Annotated in this window: 19 protein-coding genes; 10 read left to right on the forward strand and 9 right to left on the reverse strand. The window is 47.8% G+C overall.

The window, feature by feature from the left end:
- Positions 1-25: 25 nt before the first annotated feature.
- The 9 genes from BLR50_RS07295 (at position 26) to BLR50_RS07330 (ending at position 7,216) form a co-directional block, all read left to right on the forward strand.
- The gene (locus BLR50_RS07295) at positions 26-877 is read left to right on the forward strand and encodes a tRNA 2-thiocytidine biosynthesis TtcA family protein (RefSeq protein ID WP_092640079.1); all 852 of its coding nucleotides are present in this window, start codon (positions 26-28) and stop codon (positions 875-877) included.
- 141 nt (positions 878-1,018) lie between these two features.
- Positions 1,019-1,168 (forward strand): hypothetical protein, encoded by a 150-nt coding sequence (locus tag BLR50_RS14470; RefSeq protein ID WP_162840360.1) that lies wholly within the window; start codon positions 1,019-1,021, stop codon positions 1,166-1,168.
- Between the two features lie 58 nt (positions 1,169-1,226).
- Entirely contained in the window at positions 1,227-1,436 is a 210-nt protein-coding gene (locus BLR50_RS07300; protein ID WP_092640081.1) for a heavy-metal-associated domain-containing protein, read from the forward strand.
- 254 nt (positions 1,437-1,690) lie between these two features.
- Positions 1,691-2,464, forward strand: a complete 774-nt coding sequence (gene ku / locus BLR50_RS07305) for a non-homologous end joining protein Ku (RefSeq protein ID WP_092640083.1) — start codon at positions 1,691-1,693, stop codon at positions 2,462-2,464.
- Between the two features lie 142 nt (positions 2,465-2,606).
- Positions 2,607-3,503, forward strand: a complete 897-nt coding sequence (locus BLR50_RS07310) for a ribokinase (RefSeq protein WP_092640085.1) — start codon at positions 2,607-2,609, stop codon at positions 3,501-3,503.
- Between the two features lie 73 nt (positions 3,504-3,576).
- A complete protein-coding gene (locus BLR50_RS07315; protein ID WP_092640087.1) occupies positions 3,577-4,482 on the forward strand; it encodes a helix-turn-helix domain-containing protein in 906 nt (301 codons plus the stop codon).
- 138 nt (positions 4,483-4,620) lie between these two features.
- Positions 4,621-5,355 (forward strand): ABC transporter ATP-binding protein, encoded by a 735-nt coding sequence (locus tag BLR50_RS07320; RefSeq protein WP_092640089.1) that lies wholly within the window; start codon positions 4,621-4,623, stop codon positions 5,353-5,355.
- Complete coding sequence (locus tag BLR50_RS07325; protein ID WP_092640091.1) at positions 5,342-6,085, forward strand: ABC transporter permease; 744 nt, start codon at positions 5,342-5,344, stop codon at positions 6,083-6,085. The genes BLR50_RS07320 and BLR50_RS07325 overlap by 14 nt, the downstream gene beginning before the upstream one ends.
- A 279-nt stretch (positions 6,086-6,364) precedes the next feature.
- Positions 6,365-7,216 carry a pyridoxamine kinase gene (locus BLR50_RS07330; RefSeq protein WP_092640093.1) on the forward strand — a complete coding sequence of 284 codons (852 nt, stop codon included), beginning with the start codon at positions 6,365-6,367 and terminating at the stop codon, positions 7,214-7,216.
- Between the two features lie 65 nt (positions 7,217-7,281).
- Here BLR50_RS07330 and BLR50_RS07335 read toward each other — a convergent pair whose 3' ends face one another.
- On the reverse strand, positions 7,282-7,869 hold the full coding sequence (locus tag BLR50_RS07335; RefSeq protein WP_092640095.1) for a hypothetical protein: 588 nt from the start codon (positions 7,867-7,869) through the stop codon (positions 7,282-7,284).
- A 279-nt stretch (positions 7,870-8,148) separates the two neighbouring features.
- Here BLR50_RS07335 and BLR50_RS07340 point away from each other — a divergent pair, with 279 nt between their 5' ends.
- Complete coding sequence (locus BLR50_RS07340) at positions 8,149-9,738, forward strand: peptide chain release factor 3 (RefSeq protein WP_092640098.1); 1,590 nt, start codon at positions 8,149-8,151, stop codon at positions 9,736-9,738.
- Positions 9,739-9,878: 140 nt separating this feature from the next.
- Here the strand turns inward: BLR50_RS07340 and mmsB are convergent, their stop codons facing one another.
- From mmsB to hcp, 8 genes are all read right to left on the reverse strand, one after another.
- Complete coding sequence (gene mmsB / locus BLR50_RS07345) at positions 9,879-11,048, reverse strand: multiple monosaccharide ABC transporter permease (RefSeq protein ID WP_092640101.1); 1,170 nt, start codon at positions 11,046-11,048, stop codon at positions 9,879-9,881.
- Between the two features lie 45 nt (positions 11,049-11,093).
- On the reverse strand, positions 11,094-12,629 hold the full coding sequence (mmsA, locus tag BLR50_RS07350) for a multiple monosaccharide ABC transporter ATP-binding protein (protein ID WP_092640103.1): 1,536 nt from the start codon (positions 12,627-12,629) through the stop codon (positions 11,094-11,096).
- Positions 12,630-12,742: 113 nt separating this feature from the next.
- On the reverse strand, positions 12,743-13,891 hold the full coding sequence (gene chvE / locus BLR50_RS07355) for a multiple monosaccharide ABC transporter substrate-binding protein (protein ID WP_092640105.1): 1,149 nt from the start codon (positions 13,889-13,891) through the stop codon (positions 12,743-12,745).
- 539 nt (positions 13,892-14,430) lie between these two features.
- On the reverse strand, positions 14,431-15,225 hold the full coding sequence (locus BLR50_RS07360; RefSeq protein WP_092640107.1) for an amidohydrolase family protein: 795 nt from the start codon (positions 15,223-15,225) through the stop codon (positions 14,431-14,433).
- 207 nt (positions 15,226-15,432) lie between these two features.
- Entirely contained in the window at positions 15,433-15,915 is a 483-nt protein-coding gene (locus tag BLR50_RS07365) for a hypothetical protein (protein WP_092640109.1), read from the reverse strand.
- A gap of 138 nt (positions 15,916-16,053) precedes the next feature.
- Positions 16,054-17,088, reverse strand: a complete 1,035-nt coding sequence (locus BLR50_RS07370) for a S66 family peptidase (protein WP_092640111.1) — start codon at positions 17,086-17,088, stop codon at positions 16,054-16,056.
- 35 nt (positions 17,089-17,123) lie between these two features.
- Positions 17,124-17,654, reverse strand: coding sequence for a GNAT family N-acetyltransferase (locus tag BLR50_RS07375; RefSeq protein WP_162840361.1), 531 nt, complete (start codon positions 17,652-17,654; stop codon positions 17,124-17,126).
- A gap of 213 nt (positions 17,655-17,867) precedes the next feature.
- Positions 17,868-19,451: a hydroxylamine reductase gene (gene hcp / locus BLR50_RS07380; RefSeq protein ID WP_341465415.1), complete on the reverse strand. Its 1,584-nt coding sequence runs from the start codon at positions 19,449-19,451 to the stop codon at positions 17,868-17,870.
- Between the last annotated feature and the right edge of the window lie 67 nt (positions 19,452-19,518).

Consider the following 19,518-nt stretch of genomic DNA (forward strand, 5'->3'; position numbering starts at 1 on the left):
TTCTGAAGAAGGCAGATTGATAAGTATGCAAAAATATGAACTGATTGAGCGAAGTATTATTAAGAAATATAAAAAAGAGATTTGGCACAAATTCATTGCGGCAGTTAAGGAGTATCAGCTCATTCAACGGAATGATAGAATTGCTGTCTGTATCTCCGGCGGCAAAGATTCGATGCTTTTGGCCAAGTGCATACAACAGCTGCAAAGGCACAGCGATTTTCCGTTTGAGGCGGTTTATCTGGTTATGGATCCCGGCTATGCGCCTGCCAACCGCAGGTTAATTGAAGAAAATGCACAGCTTTTAAACCTTCCGGTGCATATCTTTGAGAGTAATATTTTTCATGTGGTCGACAATACCGACCGTTCGCCCTGCTACCTCTGCGCGAAGATGAGAAGGGGATACCTCTATAGCAAGGCGCAGGAGCTTGGCTGTAATAAGATTGCTCTGGGGCACCATTTTGACGATGTGGTAGAAACCATTCTCATGAGCATGCTCTACGGCTCTGAAATGCGTACCATGATGCCCAAGCTGCACAGCACCAATTTTACGGGCATGGAGCTGATACGCCCGCTGTATATGGTCAAAGAGGCCGACATTCTGGCGTGGAAGCGTTATAATGAGCTTCAGTTTATCCAATGCGCCTGCAGTTTTACCGAACGTGAGGCGCAAGCTGAAAGTGTTATGGGCTCCAAGCGTCAGGAGATGAAGCAGCTTATCAAGGAATTCCGACGTATTAACCCAAACATTGACATGAACATCTTTGTAAGTGCGCACAATGTAAACCTTGACGCGGTCATCGGGTATCGTAAAGGCGGAGATAAGCATAGTTTTTTGGAAAATTACGATATGATTGCCGCTTTACCTGATGAAGAATGAAATAATTAACTTGGGCCTGTATATACCAAAGTGTATATGCAGGTTAATTTTTTATAATAAAGCGGGAGTGTTTGTGCCTGCATAAATCCTTTTTGGCGAAGTACACTAACAAAAAGACTAATGATAAAAGGATGGTGTAGTGTGGATAACAACAAAAATCGAATGAAAGACAGGCCCAAAAGTAATCCTGAACTGCGGAAGATGAAGCCCAAAGAGAACGCCGATGTCGGAATCATCGACGGCAACAAGGTCGGGGTACACGCCTCAAAACGCGAAAAGGGAAGTCATTAAACTCCTTTATCATAAGCGTTAAAAATAAAGATGTTTTTAGGAAAGGATATGTTTTATCATGAATACTATTCTGTGCAGTGTTTCCGGTATGCAAAACAAAAACTGCAAAACCCAGCTGAAGAACGCATTGGATAAGGTGCAGGGAGTTCAGGAGGTGGGGGTGAATCTGGCAGAAGGCACCGTAAAGGTGGGGTACAACGAACCTGCCACTGAAATGCAGATTAAAAACTGCATTGAGCATACCGGTTTTAAAATCGTCTACGAATAAAATAAGTATGGCTAAAGCTTCGATAGCCGGTGGCACACCGGTGAAGTAAAGCCGGAAGGTTGTTATAAAAGATAGCAATATAACAAATTAAGCTGTCAGGCCTGCGCCCGGCAGCTTTTTGCTTGTTTTAAGCGAGTTTTTATTGAGAGATTAGCCTTATATGGGGCAGAATAATACAAACACAGGCTTAATAAGCAATGAAAATCTAATATATAGTAATTTATATTTTCTTACAGAAAGGAGCGGTTAAAACAATGCCTGTATCTCATAAAAGCGCCATCTCGTTCGGGCTGGTGCACATTCCGGTGGCTCTTTATACCGCAACGCAGGATAACGATATCAGCTTCAACCAGCTGCACAAGGAGGACAACCAGCGCGTACGCTACAAAAAGGTATGCGGGCACTGCGGTAAGGAGGTTGCGTTCGGTGACATCATCAAGGGCTTTGAATACGATAAGGATAAATATGTAGTGGTGACCGACGAAGATTTTGAGACGATTAAAACCGAGAAGGACAAAACCATCCAGATACTGCACTTCGCAAACCTTAACCAGATTAGCCCCGTTTACTACGATAAAACCTATCAGGCTATCCCCGAGGCGGGCGGCGAAAAGGCCTTTGAGCTGCTGCGCGCCGCTATGATGGCCGAGCAGAAGATCGCCATCGGCAAAACCGTTATGGGCACGAAGGAAACACTTCTTGCCATCATCCCGCGTGAAGACGGTATCTTAATTGAAACGATGTTTTATGCCGATGAAATCAAAGAACTGCAAAAGCCCTATACCCGACCGCCGGTAAACGAAGCCGAGCTTGACATGGCAAAAAAGCTCATTGCCTCTATGGATACCGAATTTAGCCCGTCAAAGCACAAGGATGAATATCAGGTGCGTCTGAGAGCACTAATTGAACAGAAGATCGCGGGTAAAGAGATTATCGCGGCAACACCAAAGCCGCAGAACAATGTCATCGACCTGATGGAGGCGCTCAAGGCAAGCCTCGAGCAGGGAACCAAGGGCAAAGGCGCGTAATCGGTAAAACCTCGCGGTGCCGGATATAAAAAACAGCAGCGATTTTAGCAGTTTTTGACCTTTTCTCGTTCCTCAAATTATGTTATTGTAAAAGAAGAAATTTTAAAGAAACAGGGCAAGCTCCTGAAAGGAATGTCAGTTAATGAAGGTATTGAACTACGGGTCTTTGAACTACGACTATGTTTATTCCGTACACCACATTGTAGCACCGGGAGAAACCATCACCTCCAGTTCCATGCAGATGTTCTGCGGTGGTAAGGGCTTAAACCAATCGGTTGCTCTTGCACGCGCGGGGGCAGCCGTTTTCCACGCAGGCATGGTAGGCAGCGACGGCGGTGCTTTAATCGAGGCCTGCGAAAACAATGGCGTGAATACGCAGTATATCCGCAAGGTCGCTCAGCGCTCGGGCAACGCCATCATACAGGTCAGCGGCAAGGGGCAGAACAGTATCGTGCTTTTTGCGGGTGCCAACCGGCAGAATACCAAGGAGTTTGTGGACGAAACACTCTCCGCCATGAATGCCGGGGACGTTATCCTGTTACAGAATGAGATCAATCTGGTGGACTATATTATTGAGCGTGCTTACGAGAAGAAGCTGTACATTGTACTGAACCCCTCGCCGTTTGATGAGGCTATTAAGCAGTGCGACCTTACCAGGGTTTCACTTTTTCTGCTCAACGAGGTGGAGGGCCTGCAGATTACCGGCTGCGAGGAGCCGCAGGAGATTCTAACCACCATGCACAAGCGCTACCCCAACGCCACCATTGTGCTTACACTCGGCAGGAACGGTGTGCTCTGCCTGCACGAGAATGCGATTTACCGCCATGGCATCTACGACGTTCCGGTGGTGGACACCACAGCGGCGGGCGATACCTTTACCGGCTATTTTGTTTCACAGCTTTTGCAGAAGCGGCCGATGGATGAGGTACTGCGCATTGCCTCGGTTGCGTCCTCCATTGCCGTATCCCGCAAGGGGGCGGTTGCTTCCATCCCCAACATGCAGGAGGTTTTATCTGCAAACCTTTTACTCAAAGAATAAATTTATAGGTTCGCAATTTTGGTCAAGACTTTTTTGCCTTTACACGATATAATCATTCGGTGGGGGTGACAACATGGAACACATTGACCAGGTAAATGCGGTTCAGGCTATGCAGGACTATATCATCAACCATCTGTGTGAGCCCATTACACTCTCGGAGCTTTCCCGCGCGGCGGGGTATTCCCCCTTTCACTGCGCGAGGATGTTTAAAGAGTTCACCGGTAAAACGCCTTTTGAGTATATCCGCGCCATGCGCCTGACACGGGCGGCGTTAAAGCTTCGGGATGAACAGCCCAAGGTGCTGGACGTAGCACTCGATTATCTGTTCGATTCCCACGAGGGCTTTACACGCGCCTTTTCGCGGGAGTTTGGCATTACACCTGCAAAATACAGCAAAAGTCCGCCGCCCATCAAGCTGTTTCTGCCAACCCCCGTTGTAGACGAATACACCTTCTATCACCGAGATAGGTCGGAGCCAACGCCAAAGCCGGAGCCGCAGTCGCTTTTCATACAGGTTATCGAACGCCCCGCGCGAAAACTTATCCTTAAACGCGCCGCAAAGGCAAACGATTACTTTGAATACTGCGAAGAGGTAGATTGTGATATCTGGGGGCTGTTGTGCAGTGTCAAAGAGGCCTTGTACGAGCCTATCGGCCTATGGCTGCCGCATCGTTTCCGGCCGGAGGGTACTTCCTATTATGCACAGGGGGTAGAGGTTCCCGCCGATTACAGCGGTGTGGTGCCGGACGGCTTAGATTTAATCGATCTGCCGCCCTGCCAGATGCTGTTCTTTCAGGGCAGGCCGTTTGCAGACGCCGAGTTTTTTAAGATAATAGAGGGCGTAAGCGAGAGCATTGATGCTTACAACCCCGAGGTGTTCGGGTTTCGGTGGGCAGATGACGAAGCCCCCCGGTTCCAACTGGAGCCGCAGGGTTATCGGGGGTACATCGAAGCAAGGCCGGTTCGTAAAATAAGCTGATCAATTCATAAGTTACTTCAAGCATCCGACGATACATCGGGTGCTTTTTTATACCCATTTCGCAAGGATTGTCAAGAATTCAGGCATTCAAACCACTAAAATTAAGACACATGAATAGAGAAAGGGTTGAATATGAGTATGTCGACGGCGTTGGTTGTTCAAAACCTTACAAAGTCATATGGGCCGGTAAAAGCGGTTGACGGGCTGAGCTTCAAGGTGGAAAAGGGTGAGATCTTCGGGCTGCTCGGCCATAACGGTGCGGGCAAAAGCACCAGCATTGAATGTATCCTTGGCGTTAAAAGGTATGATGCAGGCTCGGTAACGGTGTTGGGGTTGAGCCCGGCTGAAAATCGCAGGCAGTTGTTTGAAAAGGTGGGGGTACAGTTTCAGCACAACAACTACCCCGAAAAGATTACGGTTTCAGAACTGTGCGAGGTGACCGGCTCACTGTACAGGCAGCCGGCCGATTGGAAGGAGCTTTTGAAGCGGTTTGGTCTTTTAGGTATGCACAAACGCATGGTAACCGAGCTTTCGGGCGGCGAGCGGCAGAGGCTTTCGGTAATTCTGGCACTCATCCCCAATCCCGAGCTTGTTTTTTTGGATGAGCTTACTACGGGGTTGGATTCCAAGGCGCGCCGGGATGTGTGGAAGTACCTTGAATCGCTCAAAGGCAATGGCCTTACCATTCTGCTCACATCCCATTACATGGACGAGGTGCAGACTCTGTGCGACAGAATCTGCATCCTGAGAAAAGGGCAGGTGGTATTCATGGGTACGCTCACCGAGGCGATTCAGAACAGCCCCTGCAGCAATCTGGAGGAAGCCTATCTATGGTATTCCGGCGAGGAGGAAACAACAGATGAAGTCCTTTAGAGCTTTATTTAAATCGGAATTTATTCTCTCTGTACGCGATATGAACCTGTTATTCTTCGGCATCGGGTTCTCGTTACTGTTCACGGTGGTACTGGGGCTGATTATGGGCAACAAGCCCGCGTTTGACGGCGCAGCCTACAGCTTTATGGAGCAGTCGTTCGGCGGAATTATCTCCATTGGTATTGCGGCTACCGGCCTCATGGGCCTGCCGATTGTGCTGGCCGATTACCGCCACCGCAAGATACTCAAGCGCTATCAGGTTACGCCGGTAAGCCCCATGAAGCTGCTGGTAGTTCAGCTGGTGGTAAACCTTATCTACGCATTAGCCTCGCTGGTATTGGTTTACGGGGTCTGTGCACTCTGCTTTGGGGTAAGAATCCGGGGCTCAGTCTGGTTGTTTGCCGGGGCCTATCTGCTGGTGCTTGTTTCGATCTATAGCATCGGCATGATGATTGCGAGCATTGCGCCCAACATCAAAACCGCAAACCTTTTGTGCAGTCTGTTTTACTTTCCAATGCTGCTGCTGTCGGGTGCGACACTGCCCTACGAAATCATGCCGGGCTTTATGCAGAAGGCGATGGACTTTCTTCCGCTTACACAGGGCATCAAGCTTCTAAAAGCGGCATCACTCGGGTTGCCAGCCGATAATATGCTGGTTCCGGTAATTGTTATGCTCGCACTAACGGTAGTGTGCGTGGTGCTGTCACTGAAATTCTTCCGCTGGGAATAATTCAATCATGAAATAAACGGGCGGCTTTTTATTCAGGCCGCCCGCTTATTTGTGGATAATTATAGATTGATGATTATAAATATTAAACGGTCGTAACACAATAGATCAGTTTCGTGTTGCATAGGCTGGATAAAAACAGAATCAATTATTCATACCAATAGTGAGAAAAACTATAGCTTATTGATATATTTTATTTAACCCCTTGCATTTTTCAAAAAATCTCGGCAAAATGAAAAGAAGACTCAGACGAATCTTAGTATAAGAAGGGAATGACCGCATTTGAAGCCGCAAAAAAGGGTTTGCGCTGTTCACGATATCTCCTGCTTTGGCAAGTGCTCCTTAACCGTTGCGTTGCCGATACTCTCTGCCGCGGGTGTGGAAACCAGCGTAATCCCCACGGCCGTACTTTCCACCCATACCGGTGGCTTTACCGGCTACACCTACCGCGACCTCACCGAGGATATCCCGGCTATTGGGGCACATTGGAAAACGCTTAATCTGCATTTCGACAGCCTGTATACCGGGTTTCTGGGCTCGTTTGAACAGCTGGAGCTGGTTGCACGGCTGATAGACGACTTTAAGAGCGGGGACACCCTTGTTCTGGTAGACCCTGTGATGGCGGATAACGGTTCACTCTACAAGGTTTTCTCCTCCGATTTTCCAAAGGGGATGGCAAAGCTGTGCGGCAAGGCTGATGTCATCGTGCCCAATATTACCGAGGCAGCGCTACTCACCGGCCTGGAATACCGCGAAGGGCCGCATACCACAGGATATATCGAGGCTCTGCTCCGGGGTCTGGGTAAACTTGTTACCGGTAAGGTGGTGCTCACCGGTGTATGCATGGAGGATAACGCCCTTGGCTGTGCTGCGTACGACCCCCAAACCGGTAAGATTGACTATATCCTCTCGCCGCGTGTGGCGGGAATCTATCATGGCACAGGGGATATATTTGCAAGTGCCCTGCTTGGCGCGCTGTTAAATGGTTTTGCACTCTCTCAGGCCGCAAGAGTCGCGGTGGATTTTACGGTTAGCAGCATTCTGCGTACCAAAGAGGCGGGCACTGATGTGCGCTTTGGGGTGAACTTTGAATACGGCATTCCAACCTATGTAAAGGCACTGGGGCTCATTTAAAGCGAATAAGCTTATGAATCCAAAAATGCATAAATAGGAGGTAAACCTGCTTACGCGCTCCTTTTTTAGCTTTTAGCTGTTTCAGAGGTACCGAAGCTTAATTCCGTTGTCATCTGTTTGATGATATCATCGTACTGTTCTTCTAGTTCTACGGGGTAACGGAACAAAAACCGTACCACCATATCATTCTTTACCAAGCCGTACTCAAAAAAGTTTATCGTACCGCCTTCATTGTCGTTGCCACTCTGATATAAGATATAAAAGCTGTCGTCCTGAGCGTCCTCCATTACAATCTGCGATACCCTGGTTTTGGCTTCTTCAAGCATCGCTTTCCCGGTAAGATTGTCAATGTTATAGGCGCCCCATACCTTCAGCTCCTCACCTGTGTCACTCCTGGAAAGGGTTGCGCCGTCGCCGTTATCGCTTTCGGTAATCGAGGTAAAGTAATCGGGGTAGGGCACCGTAAAGCCGTAACGGGCATTGGCATAGGTTTTATAGTCAAAGTCTGCTGTTACCTCACTCTGCTCAGAAGACGAAATACTCTCGGTTGCCAAACTGCTTTCGGAAGATGTCTGGTTTACTACGGGCTTAACAATCACGCAGGAGGTCAGCAATACAAGACTTGCTGCAAGAATAGCTATAACTTTCTTCATTTTTATTCTCCGTTTCAGGATAAGTATAAGGCAGATAAACCATTTCCCATATTTACACAAACAGTAAATTTTATTATACTTCTGTAACCAATAGGTGTCAACTTTTACTATACTATTAAGCGGGCAGTTAAATGGCACAACTTTTCCTTTCCTATTCTGCTTGAATCTGCTATAATAATAGCTGTTTGGGTAAACGGCTGATTGGTTATCCTCAGCCTGCCTGCAAAGAACGATGAACGATAGAAATTGATTCACGATACAGTAAGGAGTAATCATTCAGTGGCAAACCGAGAACAGGAAATACTGCGGCGAAGAACCTTCGCCATCATCTCCCACCCCGACGCTGGCAAAACCACCCTCACCGAAAAACTGCTGCTCTACGGCGGGGCTATCCATCAGGCAGGCAGTGTTAAAAGCCGCAAGGCAAAAACCTACGCGGTATCCGACTGGATGGAGATTGAAAAGCAGCGCGGCATTTCGGTAACCTCCAGCGTCATGAACTTTGACTACGACGGCTACCATATCAATATCCTTGATACCCCGGGACATCAGGACTTCAGTGAGGATGCCTACCGAACCTTGGTAGCGGCCGACAGTGCTGTTATGCTGCTGGACGGCGCCAAGGGTGTGGAAGAGCAGACCAAGAAGCTGTTCCACGTGTGCAAGATGCGCGGTATCCCCATCTTCACCTTTGTAAATAAGCTCGACCGTGTATGCAAAAAGCCGTTTGATCTATTAAGCGAGCTGGAACAGACCCTTGGCATCAACTCCTACCCAGTTACCTGGCCGGTGGGGGTAGACGGCGTGTTCAAAGGGGTTTACAACCGCGCGTTGAAGAGGCTGGAGCTTTTTGAAACAGGCGGTGACCACGGCGCGCAGAAGCTTACCTCCTATACCTTGGAACTCAGCGACAGCAAGCTGAAAGAGATTATCGGCGATGAGGCCTATCTGGCGCTGCAAGAAGATATTTCGCTGCTGGATGAGGCGGGCGAGACGTTTGACATGGAGCGCATCCTTGCGGGGCAGCTCACACCGGTGTTTTTCGGCAGTGCCATGACCAACTTCGGCGTGCAGCAGTTCCTTGAGGATTTTATCAAGATGGCCCCGGCCCCCGGCAATCGAAATACCGATAAAGGCCCGGTTAAGCCCGAGGACGAGGGCTTTTCCGGCTTTATCTTCAAGATTCAGGCGAACATGGACCCGAAGCACCGTGACCGCCTGGCCTTTATTCGCATCTGCTCCGGCCAGTATGAGAAGGGTATGAACGTGTATAATACCCGCCTAGGCAAGCAGATTCGCCTTGCCCAGCCACAGCAATTTTTGGCGCAGGATCGCTCCGCGGTGGAGGATGCCTGTGCGGGCGACATTATCGGCGTGTTTGATTCCGGTATCTTTCACTTGGGTGATACCCTTTGCGGGGAAAAGGAAGCCTTTAAATTCGACCCAATCCCCATGTTCCCCGCCGAGCACTTTGCAGAGGTTTCGGCTAAGGATACCAACAAGCGCAAACAGTTCCAGAAGGGAATAGAGCAGCTGCTTGTTGAGGGAGCTATTCAGGTGTTTAAAAGCAACTCCTATGGTGTGGATAAGTATATTGTCGGCGTGGCTGGCGCGCTGCAGCTGGATGTGCTCTCCTACCGTATGCTGGGCGAGTATGGTGTAGAAATGCGTATTGAACCGCTCGCCTTTCAGTATGCACGCTGGATTACCCCGGAGGATGCAGAGCCTGAACTGCCGCAATACTTCAGCGAAACTCTTCGGGTGACCGATCATCTCAATCGCCCGGTTGTACTGTTTGAAAACCAGTGGGTGATGCAGCGAGCGGAGGAGAAAAACCCCAAGGTGAAATTTTTGGATATTGCGCCATAAACAACTGTGATAGAAGCGAGGCATATCTCCCGCAGCGGGGGATATGCCTCGCTTCTTAACAACGCAAGAACCATCCGCTGGCTAAGCCGACGGATGGTTCTTGCAAAGGACCTATAGAAACAAAGGAGATTAGCTTATTTTTAACCCTTAGTACTCTGCTGCTTCTTAGAAAGCACATCAAATACAACGGCCGCCAGCAGCACAATACCCTTTACGGCCTTCTGCCAGTTTGCATCGATACCGAGTATTGACATACCGTTATTCAGTACGCCCATGAAGATTGCACCTACAACCGCGCCGCCGATGGTACCAGTGCCGCCGTAGGCGGAGGCACCGCCGATGAAGCAGGAGCCGATGGCGTCAAGTTCATAGCCGGTACCGGCGGAAGGTGCCGCAGAGTTAAAGCGAGCTACACAAACCAGTGCGGCAACCGCGGAAAGGAAGCCCATGTTGGTGTATGCAAAGAAGAGCACTTTATTGGTGTTAACACCGGAAAGCTTGGCAGCCTTCTCGTTTCCGCCCATTGCATACAGGTGACGTCCGGGTACGGTTTTAGAGGTAAAGTAGCCATATGCGAAAACAACAATACCCAGAAGAATAAGCACTACCGGAATACCTTTGTGTTCGCCCAACAAGAATGCTAGGGCTGCAATAACCGCAAACAGCAGCACCAGCTTGATAATTAACCCGGGCAGCGACGAAACCTCATAGCCCTTCTGCTTTTTCTGAATACGCCCAAGAATCTGAAGAACTGCATATACCAAGAAAACTACGGCGCCCACTATTACAGAAACGATCATGGTGTATTTGGGGCTGTTGGGTAAAAAGCTTGTAAAGTATTGCAGATAGTCTTCGGGGAAAGGGGAGATGGTAAGGCCGTTTAGAAGAACCTGTGCAAGGCCGCGCCAAAGCATCATACCTGCTAAGGTTACAATGAAGGCGGGAATACGTATGTACGCAATCCAAAAGCCCTGCCATGCGCCGATGATAACACCAATCAGCAGGCAAACAAAGATGGATACGAAGATGTTCAGCTTCATATTCACAATCATGGTACCGGCCGTAGCGCCCACCAGCACAACAATCGAACCAACGGAAAGGTCGATGTTACCGCCGGTGAGGATGCAGAGCAGCATACCTGCTGCAAGAATAACAACGTAGCTGTTTTGTAAAATCAGGTTGGTAATGTTTGAGGGGGCAAATAACGAACCCTTACCGCTGATAGAAATCAGCACTTGAAACAGCAGCATAACTACGATGAGTGCAATCACCATCGTGTTTTTTCTTAAGGCCTCTTTTATGTTGAGCATATATGTGACCAATCCTTTCTGCAGAAATGAGGGGGAATTACTTCTTTATGCTCCCTTACTGGATTGAAGGATGCTGGACATTATCGCTTCCTGTGTGGCGTTTTCCTTTGTCATTTCCGCGACGATTCTGCCTTCGTTCATTACATAGATTCTATCGCACATACCAAGTATCTCAGGCATTTCAGAGGAGATCATCACCACAGACTTACCCTGAGCAACAAGCTGGTTGATAATGCAGTAAATTTCATACTTGGCACCTACATCAATTCCACGCGTCGGCTCATCCATAATAAGAATGTCCGGGTCAGCGAACATCCATTTACTAAGAAGGACTTTTTGCTGGTTGCCGCCCGAAAGATTACCAACCTTCTGCTCTACGCTCGAGCATTTTGTTGAGAGCTTCTCTTTATATTCGTTAGCTGCATTAACTTCCAAATCCTTGTCCACAACATTGTAGCGGCTGACTTTATCCATCTTTGCTAGTGTTGTGTTTTGTATAATAGACATATCCAAGATTAAACCGTTCCCTTTACGGTCTTCAGTTACATAAGCAAGCTTGTTTTCTATAGCGTCCTTTACACTGCGCATCTTAACATCTTTGCCATTAATTTGAATCTCGCCAGAAATATTCTTGCCGTAGCTGCCGCCGAAGATACTCATTGCAAGCTCGGTGCGTCCGGCACCCATCAACCCGCTGATGCCCAGAACTTCACCGCGATGTAGCGTAATACTTACATTGTCGCATACCTTCCGGCCTTCATATATTGGGTGATAGACTGTCCAGTTTTTAACCGCAAGGCTCACATCGCCAATTTTAACATCACGTTTTGGGAAACGATCGGTCAGATCACGCCCAACCATGCCTTTGATAATCCGCTCTTCGCCGATATCGTCAATTCCTTTGGTTAAGGTTTCTATGGTAGCGCCGTCGCGAAGTATCGTAATCTTGTCGGCGATGCCGGATACCTCGTTGAGCTTATGGGAGATGATAATGGAGGTCATGCCATGGGTCTTGAATTCCAGCAGCAGGTTTAATAGCTTCTGCGAATCGGATTCATTGAGCGAAGCGGTAGGCTCGTCAAGAATGAGCAGCTTCACGTTCTTGGCAAGCGCCTTAGAGATTTCAACCAACTGCTGCTTGCCAACACCGATATCCTTAATCAGTGTTCTGGAGCTATCCTTTAAACCAACACGCTTTAAAAGCTCGTCCGCCTTATTATAGGTTTCATCCCAATCAATGCGTGCCTTGCTGCCGCGTTCGTTCCCAAGGAACATGTTTTCGCCTATGGTAAGGTAGGGCACCAATGCAAGCTCCTGATGAATAATAACAATACCTTTATGCTCACTGTCCTTAATACCGTTAAATCTGCAGACCTCACCCTCGTAGATGATATCCCCCTCATAGCTTCCGAAAGGGTAGATACCGCTGAGAACATTCATCAGAGTGGATTTGCCCGCGCCGTTTTCACCCACCAGGGCGTGGATTTCCCCCTTGGTAATCTGGAGGTTAACCTCTTTAAGCGCACGTACACCGGGGAAGTTCTTGTTGATATTCCTCATTTCAAGTAGCGTTTCTGACAATGATATTCCCTCCAATGAGAAAAATAACAGGCGGGAGGAAGAACTTCCGCCCGCCTGCCTAAGGACTAATACATCGGCCAGAAGTGACCGTTTATCAGCTTTTAAGGGTGAGATTAAGCAAGATCTGCCTCTGTGTAGTATTTGCTATCGATTAACAGCTTCTTGTAGTTGTCAACGGTAGCGAATACAGGATCGCAGAGGAAGGAAGGAATTACTGCAATGCCGTTATTGTAGGTCTTGGTATCGTTAACGGGAACCTCTTTGCCAGCAACGATAGCGTTAACCATCTCAACAACCTTGGAAGCCAATGTACGGGTATCCTTGAAGATAGACATACTCTGGAGGCCTGCAATCATGTTCTTAACGGCGGGCTTACCGCAGCCCTGACCGGTGAGAATCGGGAAGTTATCCTTGGTGTAGCCTGCTGCTACAAGTGCGTTGGTGATACCGTTGGCTACGGAGTCGTTGGAAGAGAGAACAGCGTCAAGCTTGGTGCCCTTGGGGCCGTAGTTGTTTGCTGTAATCAGGTTCTCCATACGCTTCTGAGATTCCTCGGTAGACCAGCTGGGGGTAGCGCACTGAGCAAGTGTGGTTTGGCCGGACTTAACAACGAGAACGCCTTTGTCGATGTAAGGCTGCAGAACGGACATAGCACCGCCGAAGAAGAAGTTAACGTTGTTGTCAGCGGGGTCACCGGTGAACAGCTCGATGTTGAACGGGCCCTTCTCGGTGTCAAGCTTCAGGGTATCGCGGATGTATTCGCCCTGGATGGTACCAACCTTGGTGTTGTCGAAGGTTGCATAGTAGGAAACCGCATCACTGTTCATGATAAGACGGTCATAAGCGATAACGGAGATCTTCTTCTCTTTAGCGGTCTTAAGAACTTCGGTAAGAGAAGAACCGTCGATAGCTGCAATAACAAGTACCTTGCAGTCGCCGGTGATCATGTTTTCAATCTGGGAAACCTGGGTGGGGATATCGTTGTCGCCTGCATACTGCAGATCAACGGTATATCCGGCCTTTTCAAACTCTGCCTTCATGTTGGCGCCGTCCTGGTTCCAACGCTGCAGGCTCTGTGTAGGCATCGAGATACCAATCTTGGTGCCGGCTGCTGCTGCGGGAGTACTGGCAGCTTCACTTGCCGCTGCGGAACTGGCTGCTTCGGAAGCAGCTGCGGAACTTGCAGGGGAAGGAGTCTGTGCGCAGGATGCTAATGTAAGCATCATTATAGCCACGAGAAGAACTGCTAAAACTTTTTTCATTCTTTTCACTCCTGATTCTTTATTTATTGCTACTGACGGAGAATGTCCGTCAGATTACAATCCTGAAAGTAACACCAATAGAGGGAGATTTTGTGCCCGAGCACAATAGAATGGCAAAATAAAAGCATAACAAAGACTATGCTTATTTTAACTGCACACGTTATAGTCGATTGTTAGCTTCCGTACTAAATTTTAATACTAAAAGTAAAAACGGTCAATGGAGTTTATTGCGAAGATATAGAACTATATTTACTTGATTACAGGCGATTTTTACGTTAAAGATTCTGCCGGGTAATGGACAAAATTGACCGCGATTTTTTATAATATTACATTATGTAAAGCTGTCAATGGATTATATTGCGCTTGAATAGTAAATTTATTACTTGTGTAAACGCAAAAAGATTATTATTTGCACACAACAGGCAGATTATACCTAGAATTTTTTAACCCAAAAGAAAAAAGCAATTTTGGATAGTTCCCAAAGTAAGTGATTGATATCATCTTACTAAGTAAAAATACAAAACTGCTTTTAGCTTTACCTATATCCTTAGAACCCGTTTCGCGTTTTGCCCCAGAATCATTTCCTTCTGCTGTTTGGAGAGCGGCAGTGATTGTAATACGGTAATTTCCTTCTCGGCACTGCTCCAGGGGGAATCGGAGGCAAACAAAATTTTATCGGCGCCATGCCCGTTTACAATTCGCAAAAACTGTTCATGCGGGTAATAGTCAAACCCCATTGCGGTATCCAGGTAAATATTTGTCCCTACCAGGTACCGTTCAACATCATCCCATTGTGCGTGTCCGCCAAGATGGGCCGCAACTATCACGCCGCCTCGCATCGCATCGGCAACCGCTGCAAACTGCCTGGGGCTGCTCTTAAACGGAGCGGGAAAGCCGGGGTCAAACCCTGCATGAAAAAACAGGATAAGCCCCTTGCTCAGCGCGTAATCATATATCCTCAGCATGCTCTTGTCGTCCAGGATAAAGCTCTGGTATTCCGGGTGAAACTTTAACCCTTTTAAGCCCAGGCCCGCAACATAATCAATATCCCGTTTATAATCATCCGTATGCGGGTAGATTCCGCCAAAGGATATCAGGCGATCAGAACAGATGCTCCTTGCCCACTCATTAATTTTTAGTGTTTGCGATTGTTTTGTAATAACCGGTTGAACCACCGAGACATCAATGCCCCAGTCGTCCATATTCTTTAAAAGACTGTCTTTGGTTCCGTTGGTTACGGGGGGATAGATTCCGTCTATATTCGACAGCAATGCGGAGAGCGCCTTTGGGGCCAGCTCATCCGGGAAGATATGCGTATGAAAATCAATAATCATAAGTCACGTCCTGCAATGGATGAATTAAGCACTTTAGCAGAAATGCTTGTTATATTATTATAAGACGGCGCAATTTATCTGTCAAATTATGACTGGTTATAGAAGAAGCGGCGGGGCATAAAAGAGAGGCATATCCCTGATAGGAATATACATTTCGGTCCAAGCCAAAGAATCATTTAAAACAATAGCTTCAGGGCGCTTTTCAGGTTAAAGCAGCGAGTTCGCAACTGCCAGAAGGGATTCTTCCGAAGCACCGGACTCAACACTCACACTGTGTAAGAGCTTTTGACTATCGTCAAACCAGGAGCAATACCCCTGCTTGCCATCAATCAAACGCAGCTGACCGTTATAAGAGCCAACCTTACAATCCTTTTTTGTAGTCCATTCATAATACATACCCGAGATATCCAAAAGTGCGTCGGCTTTTTCAATGCGGTAGTTGCAGGCAGTATTGTTCAGTGTAAAATCAGCCTGAGCGGTTTTATCGGCAATAATGGTGTAAGCAACCTCTGTCGCATCCTTCGGTACAGCAATACTTATTCCTAATTTTGACTGAATCTCCTCTGCGGTGCTTGGGGCAATAGGGTTCGGAACAGCGGCAGAGGCGTCATTTTTAGGGGTGCCGTTGCCGCAGGCTGCTAAAGTTACAAGCAACATAAGAGATGATAATACAACCAATAGTTTTTTCATTTATTATTGCCTCCGATAGATTATTTAAAGGAGTAGATGGAAACCTTAATATACTTAATATAGCATATATCTGTCAATGAAGTACTATACTTATCGGGTAGCTTTTAGATAGAAAGTTAGGAATTTAAAAACTGCCGTTTACTCTGTTGCATTTTCCAAAAGCGTAACCGTTTTTTCTTCGCAGTGAATCTTAGCCATAATACCGTAAGGCAGTACTCCTATCGGTGCGGCATGGCCGAAATTCATATTGTAGAGTATCGGCAGATTCGTTAAATGCTGTTCCCCCGCCACAACCTCCAGAATCGCCGCCTTGTATTCTTCATAATAGGTCTCATCCTGCGGCTTGCTGACAATAATTCCGCTTAACATATTTAAAATGCCCTGTGCTGCGAGGTTTCGCAGCATCCACTTTACAAAGGTGGGGGAGGGCTTGTCCTCGCTGGTTTCAAAAAACAGGATTGCGCCCTTCCATGCTTCGATTGCCGGCCAGATCTCGGTACCGATACACATCGTAAAAACATCCAAACAGCCGCCCAGCAGTCGACCGCTTACTGTACCTGTTCCCTGTAAAAGCTCATAGCCGTGTTCCTCCGGCCTCATTTTTTTAGAGGTATGTATATTCTCTTTGCTCCACGGTACAAAATCATCCGACCACTCAGAACTCGGCATTATTTTATAACCCGCCGTATCACCGAACAAAACATTTTTGACGGCATTCTTTGTATAATCAAACATAGAAACATATTCGCCAAACTCACACATCACCGACGGGCCGTAGAATGAAACAAGCCCCGCCTTGAACATCATGAAATGGTTAATGGTACTATCAGAGTAACCCATAAATACTTTGGGGTTGTTTTTTATCACATCATAGTCAATGTATGGCAGCAAACGTATGGTATCGTCGCCGCCGATTGCACAGATAACCGCCGCAATAGACGAATCCTTAAAAGCCTCTATCAAATCCTGCGCGCGAAGCTCCGGGTGCTTTGCCACAAAATCACTGCCCTTAAGCGCATGAGGCATAGCCACAACCTCAAGGCCGAATTCGGTTTCCAGCCGCTCCTTGGCGATATTATATTTGTGGATGAAAGCACTGTCACCAAGCCCGCCCCAGGATAGGCTTACAACAGCAACTTTATCTCCGCTTTGCAATCGTTTCGGCTTTATCATATCCTTTGCCTCTTTCTCTATATATAATGTAAACTCTATTGTCTGCGTTTTTTCCGTAGTTGCGGCAGATTATCATATAAGACGATATCCTCCGTAATGCTTGCGCCCGCTATCTCATCCTGCCGCTGGCCGACAACCTTACCACCCATGTGTTTATAAAAGTCTAAGGAAGGGTTGCCCTTTAAACAGTTAATAATCATGAAATTGTTCCCCTGAAAAAGCAATTCGTCTATTGCTGCTCCAAACAACGCTTCACCAAGTCCCATTCCCTGAAACCCTTTTAACACATACAAGGCGTAAATTTCCCCGGCATCCGGAAAATCCTCGTTTCTGGACTTCCCATAAACACAAAAACCGACAATGGTGTTCTCCACTGCCGCAACAGTAGCATTATTATATAGTGTGATGTCGTTGCTAAACCTCTCGGCTTGTGCCTTTATTGCAAGAATCAGTTCGTCAATGATATTGTCGGGTATCAATCCGGTGTAGGTTGTTTTCCAGGTATATACCTTTACAAGGGCTATTCCCAATGCGTCATCGGGTACAGCTTTGCGTATTTGATACACAATAATCCTCCTTATCACTTTTTGAGGAGCAGTAAGGAACGTATAGCCTTAAATAGTACCAGTATTATACTGTATCTCATTGCCGGTGTCAAACACTGTATTGAATCACATAATTAGCCAGATGTAAGATGATTACAATTATACTATAATATAAGAAAACAACGTCTGCGCATCAAACCGCAGACGTTGTAGGGATATATCAATTTTTACTGCTTACCCCAGTATCTTCTTTAAATCCGCCTCAGGGGTGGAAATCGGAGTAAGGTTGTAGTTATCAACCAGTACCTTGAGTATGTTCGGAGAGATAAATGCCGGCAGGCTGGGCCCGATAAAGATATTCTTAATGCCGAGCGCTAGCAGGGTAAGCAGGATGCAGACCGCCTTCTGCTCATACCATGAGAGCACCAGCGTCAGCGGCAGCTCGTTTACCGTGCAGTTGAAGGCCTGCGACAAGGCCACCGCCACCCGTATGGCACTATAGGCGTCATTGCACTGTCCCATATCCATCATACGCGGCAGGCCGCCGATTTCACCGAGGTCAAGGTCGTTGAAACGGTATTTTCCGCAGGCAAGAGTCAGCACCACGGTATCATTGGGTGTCTGCCTCACAAACTCGGTGTAGTAGTTTCTGCCGGGTTTCGCGCCGTCACAGCCGCCAACAAGGAAGAAGTGCCTGATTGCCCCGGCCTTCACCGCGTCGATTACCTTATCGGCAACCGATAAAACCGTACCGTGCGCAAAGCCGGTAGTCAGGGTGCTGCCGCCGTTAATGCCTGTCATCGCGTGATTATCGGCATATCCGCCAAGCTCCAGCGCCTTGTTAATGACGGGCGTAAAGTCCTTGTCGTCGCCGATGTGCTTTATTTCAGGGTAGTCTACCACGCTGGTTGTGAATACCCTGTCGGCATAGCTTGCCTTTGGGGGCATCAGGCAGTTGGTGGTAAACAGAATCGGAGCGGGGATATTCTCAAACTCCACCTGTTGGTTTTGCCACGCCGTGCCGAAGTTTCCCTTTAGGTGGGGGTATTTTTTCAGCTCTGGGTAGCCGTGAGCGGGCAGCATCTCGCTGTGGGTGTAGATATTAATGCCCTTACCCTTTGTCTGCTCCAGCAGCAGCTTTAAATCATGCAGGTCGTGGCCGGAGATTACGATAAACGGGCCCTTTTCAATGTTGGTGGTCACGGCAGTGGGAACAGGGGTGCCATAGGTTTCGTTGTTGGCGGCATCAAGCAGTTCCATGCATTTAAGGTTCACATTGCCCAGTTCCATCACCAGTGCAAGCAGCTCGTCCGTGCAGCTATCCTTCCCAATAGCGGCAAGTCCCTTGCAGAAGAAACGGTTTACCGTTTCGTCGCTCTTTCCCAATACATAGGCGTGGTGCGCATAGGCAGCCATACCCCTAAGCCCGAAAAGTATCAGTGATTTTAAAGAGCGGATATCTTCGTTGCCGCCCCAAAGCTCGCCCATATCGTAGCCGTCTGCTTTCACACACCCACCGGCGCATCCGCTGCAGCTGGGCAGCAGCTTCTCCTTCTCGGCTCGGATATTGTTAATCTTTCGCTGAAGGCTCTCATTATCGAAGTTGACATTGGTAATGGTGGTGAACAAGCCGTCAATAATAGTGGTATAGGTACTTACGCCAGGAGTATTTTTCTGTGCCGCTTTGGCCAGTGCAATCAGTTCACCGGTCAGCTCATCCTGATAGTTTGCGGTATCCGCTTTCTTCCCGCATACACCGCCTACTGTGCAGCCGGTACCCTTTGCGGTTTGCTCACATTGAAAACAAAACATTGACATCTTTTATTCCTCCAAAGTTACATTCTATTGTGTAAGCCGATGCCTGCTATAGCAGGCACATAGTATT

The organism is Acetanaerobacterium elongatum, assembly GCF_900103835.1.
Lineage (GTDB): Bacteria > Bacillota > Clostridia > Oscillospirales > Ruminococcaceae > Acetanaerobacterium > Acetanaerobacterium elongatum.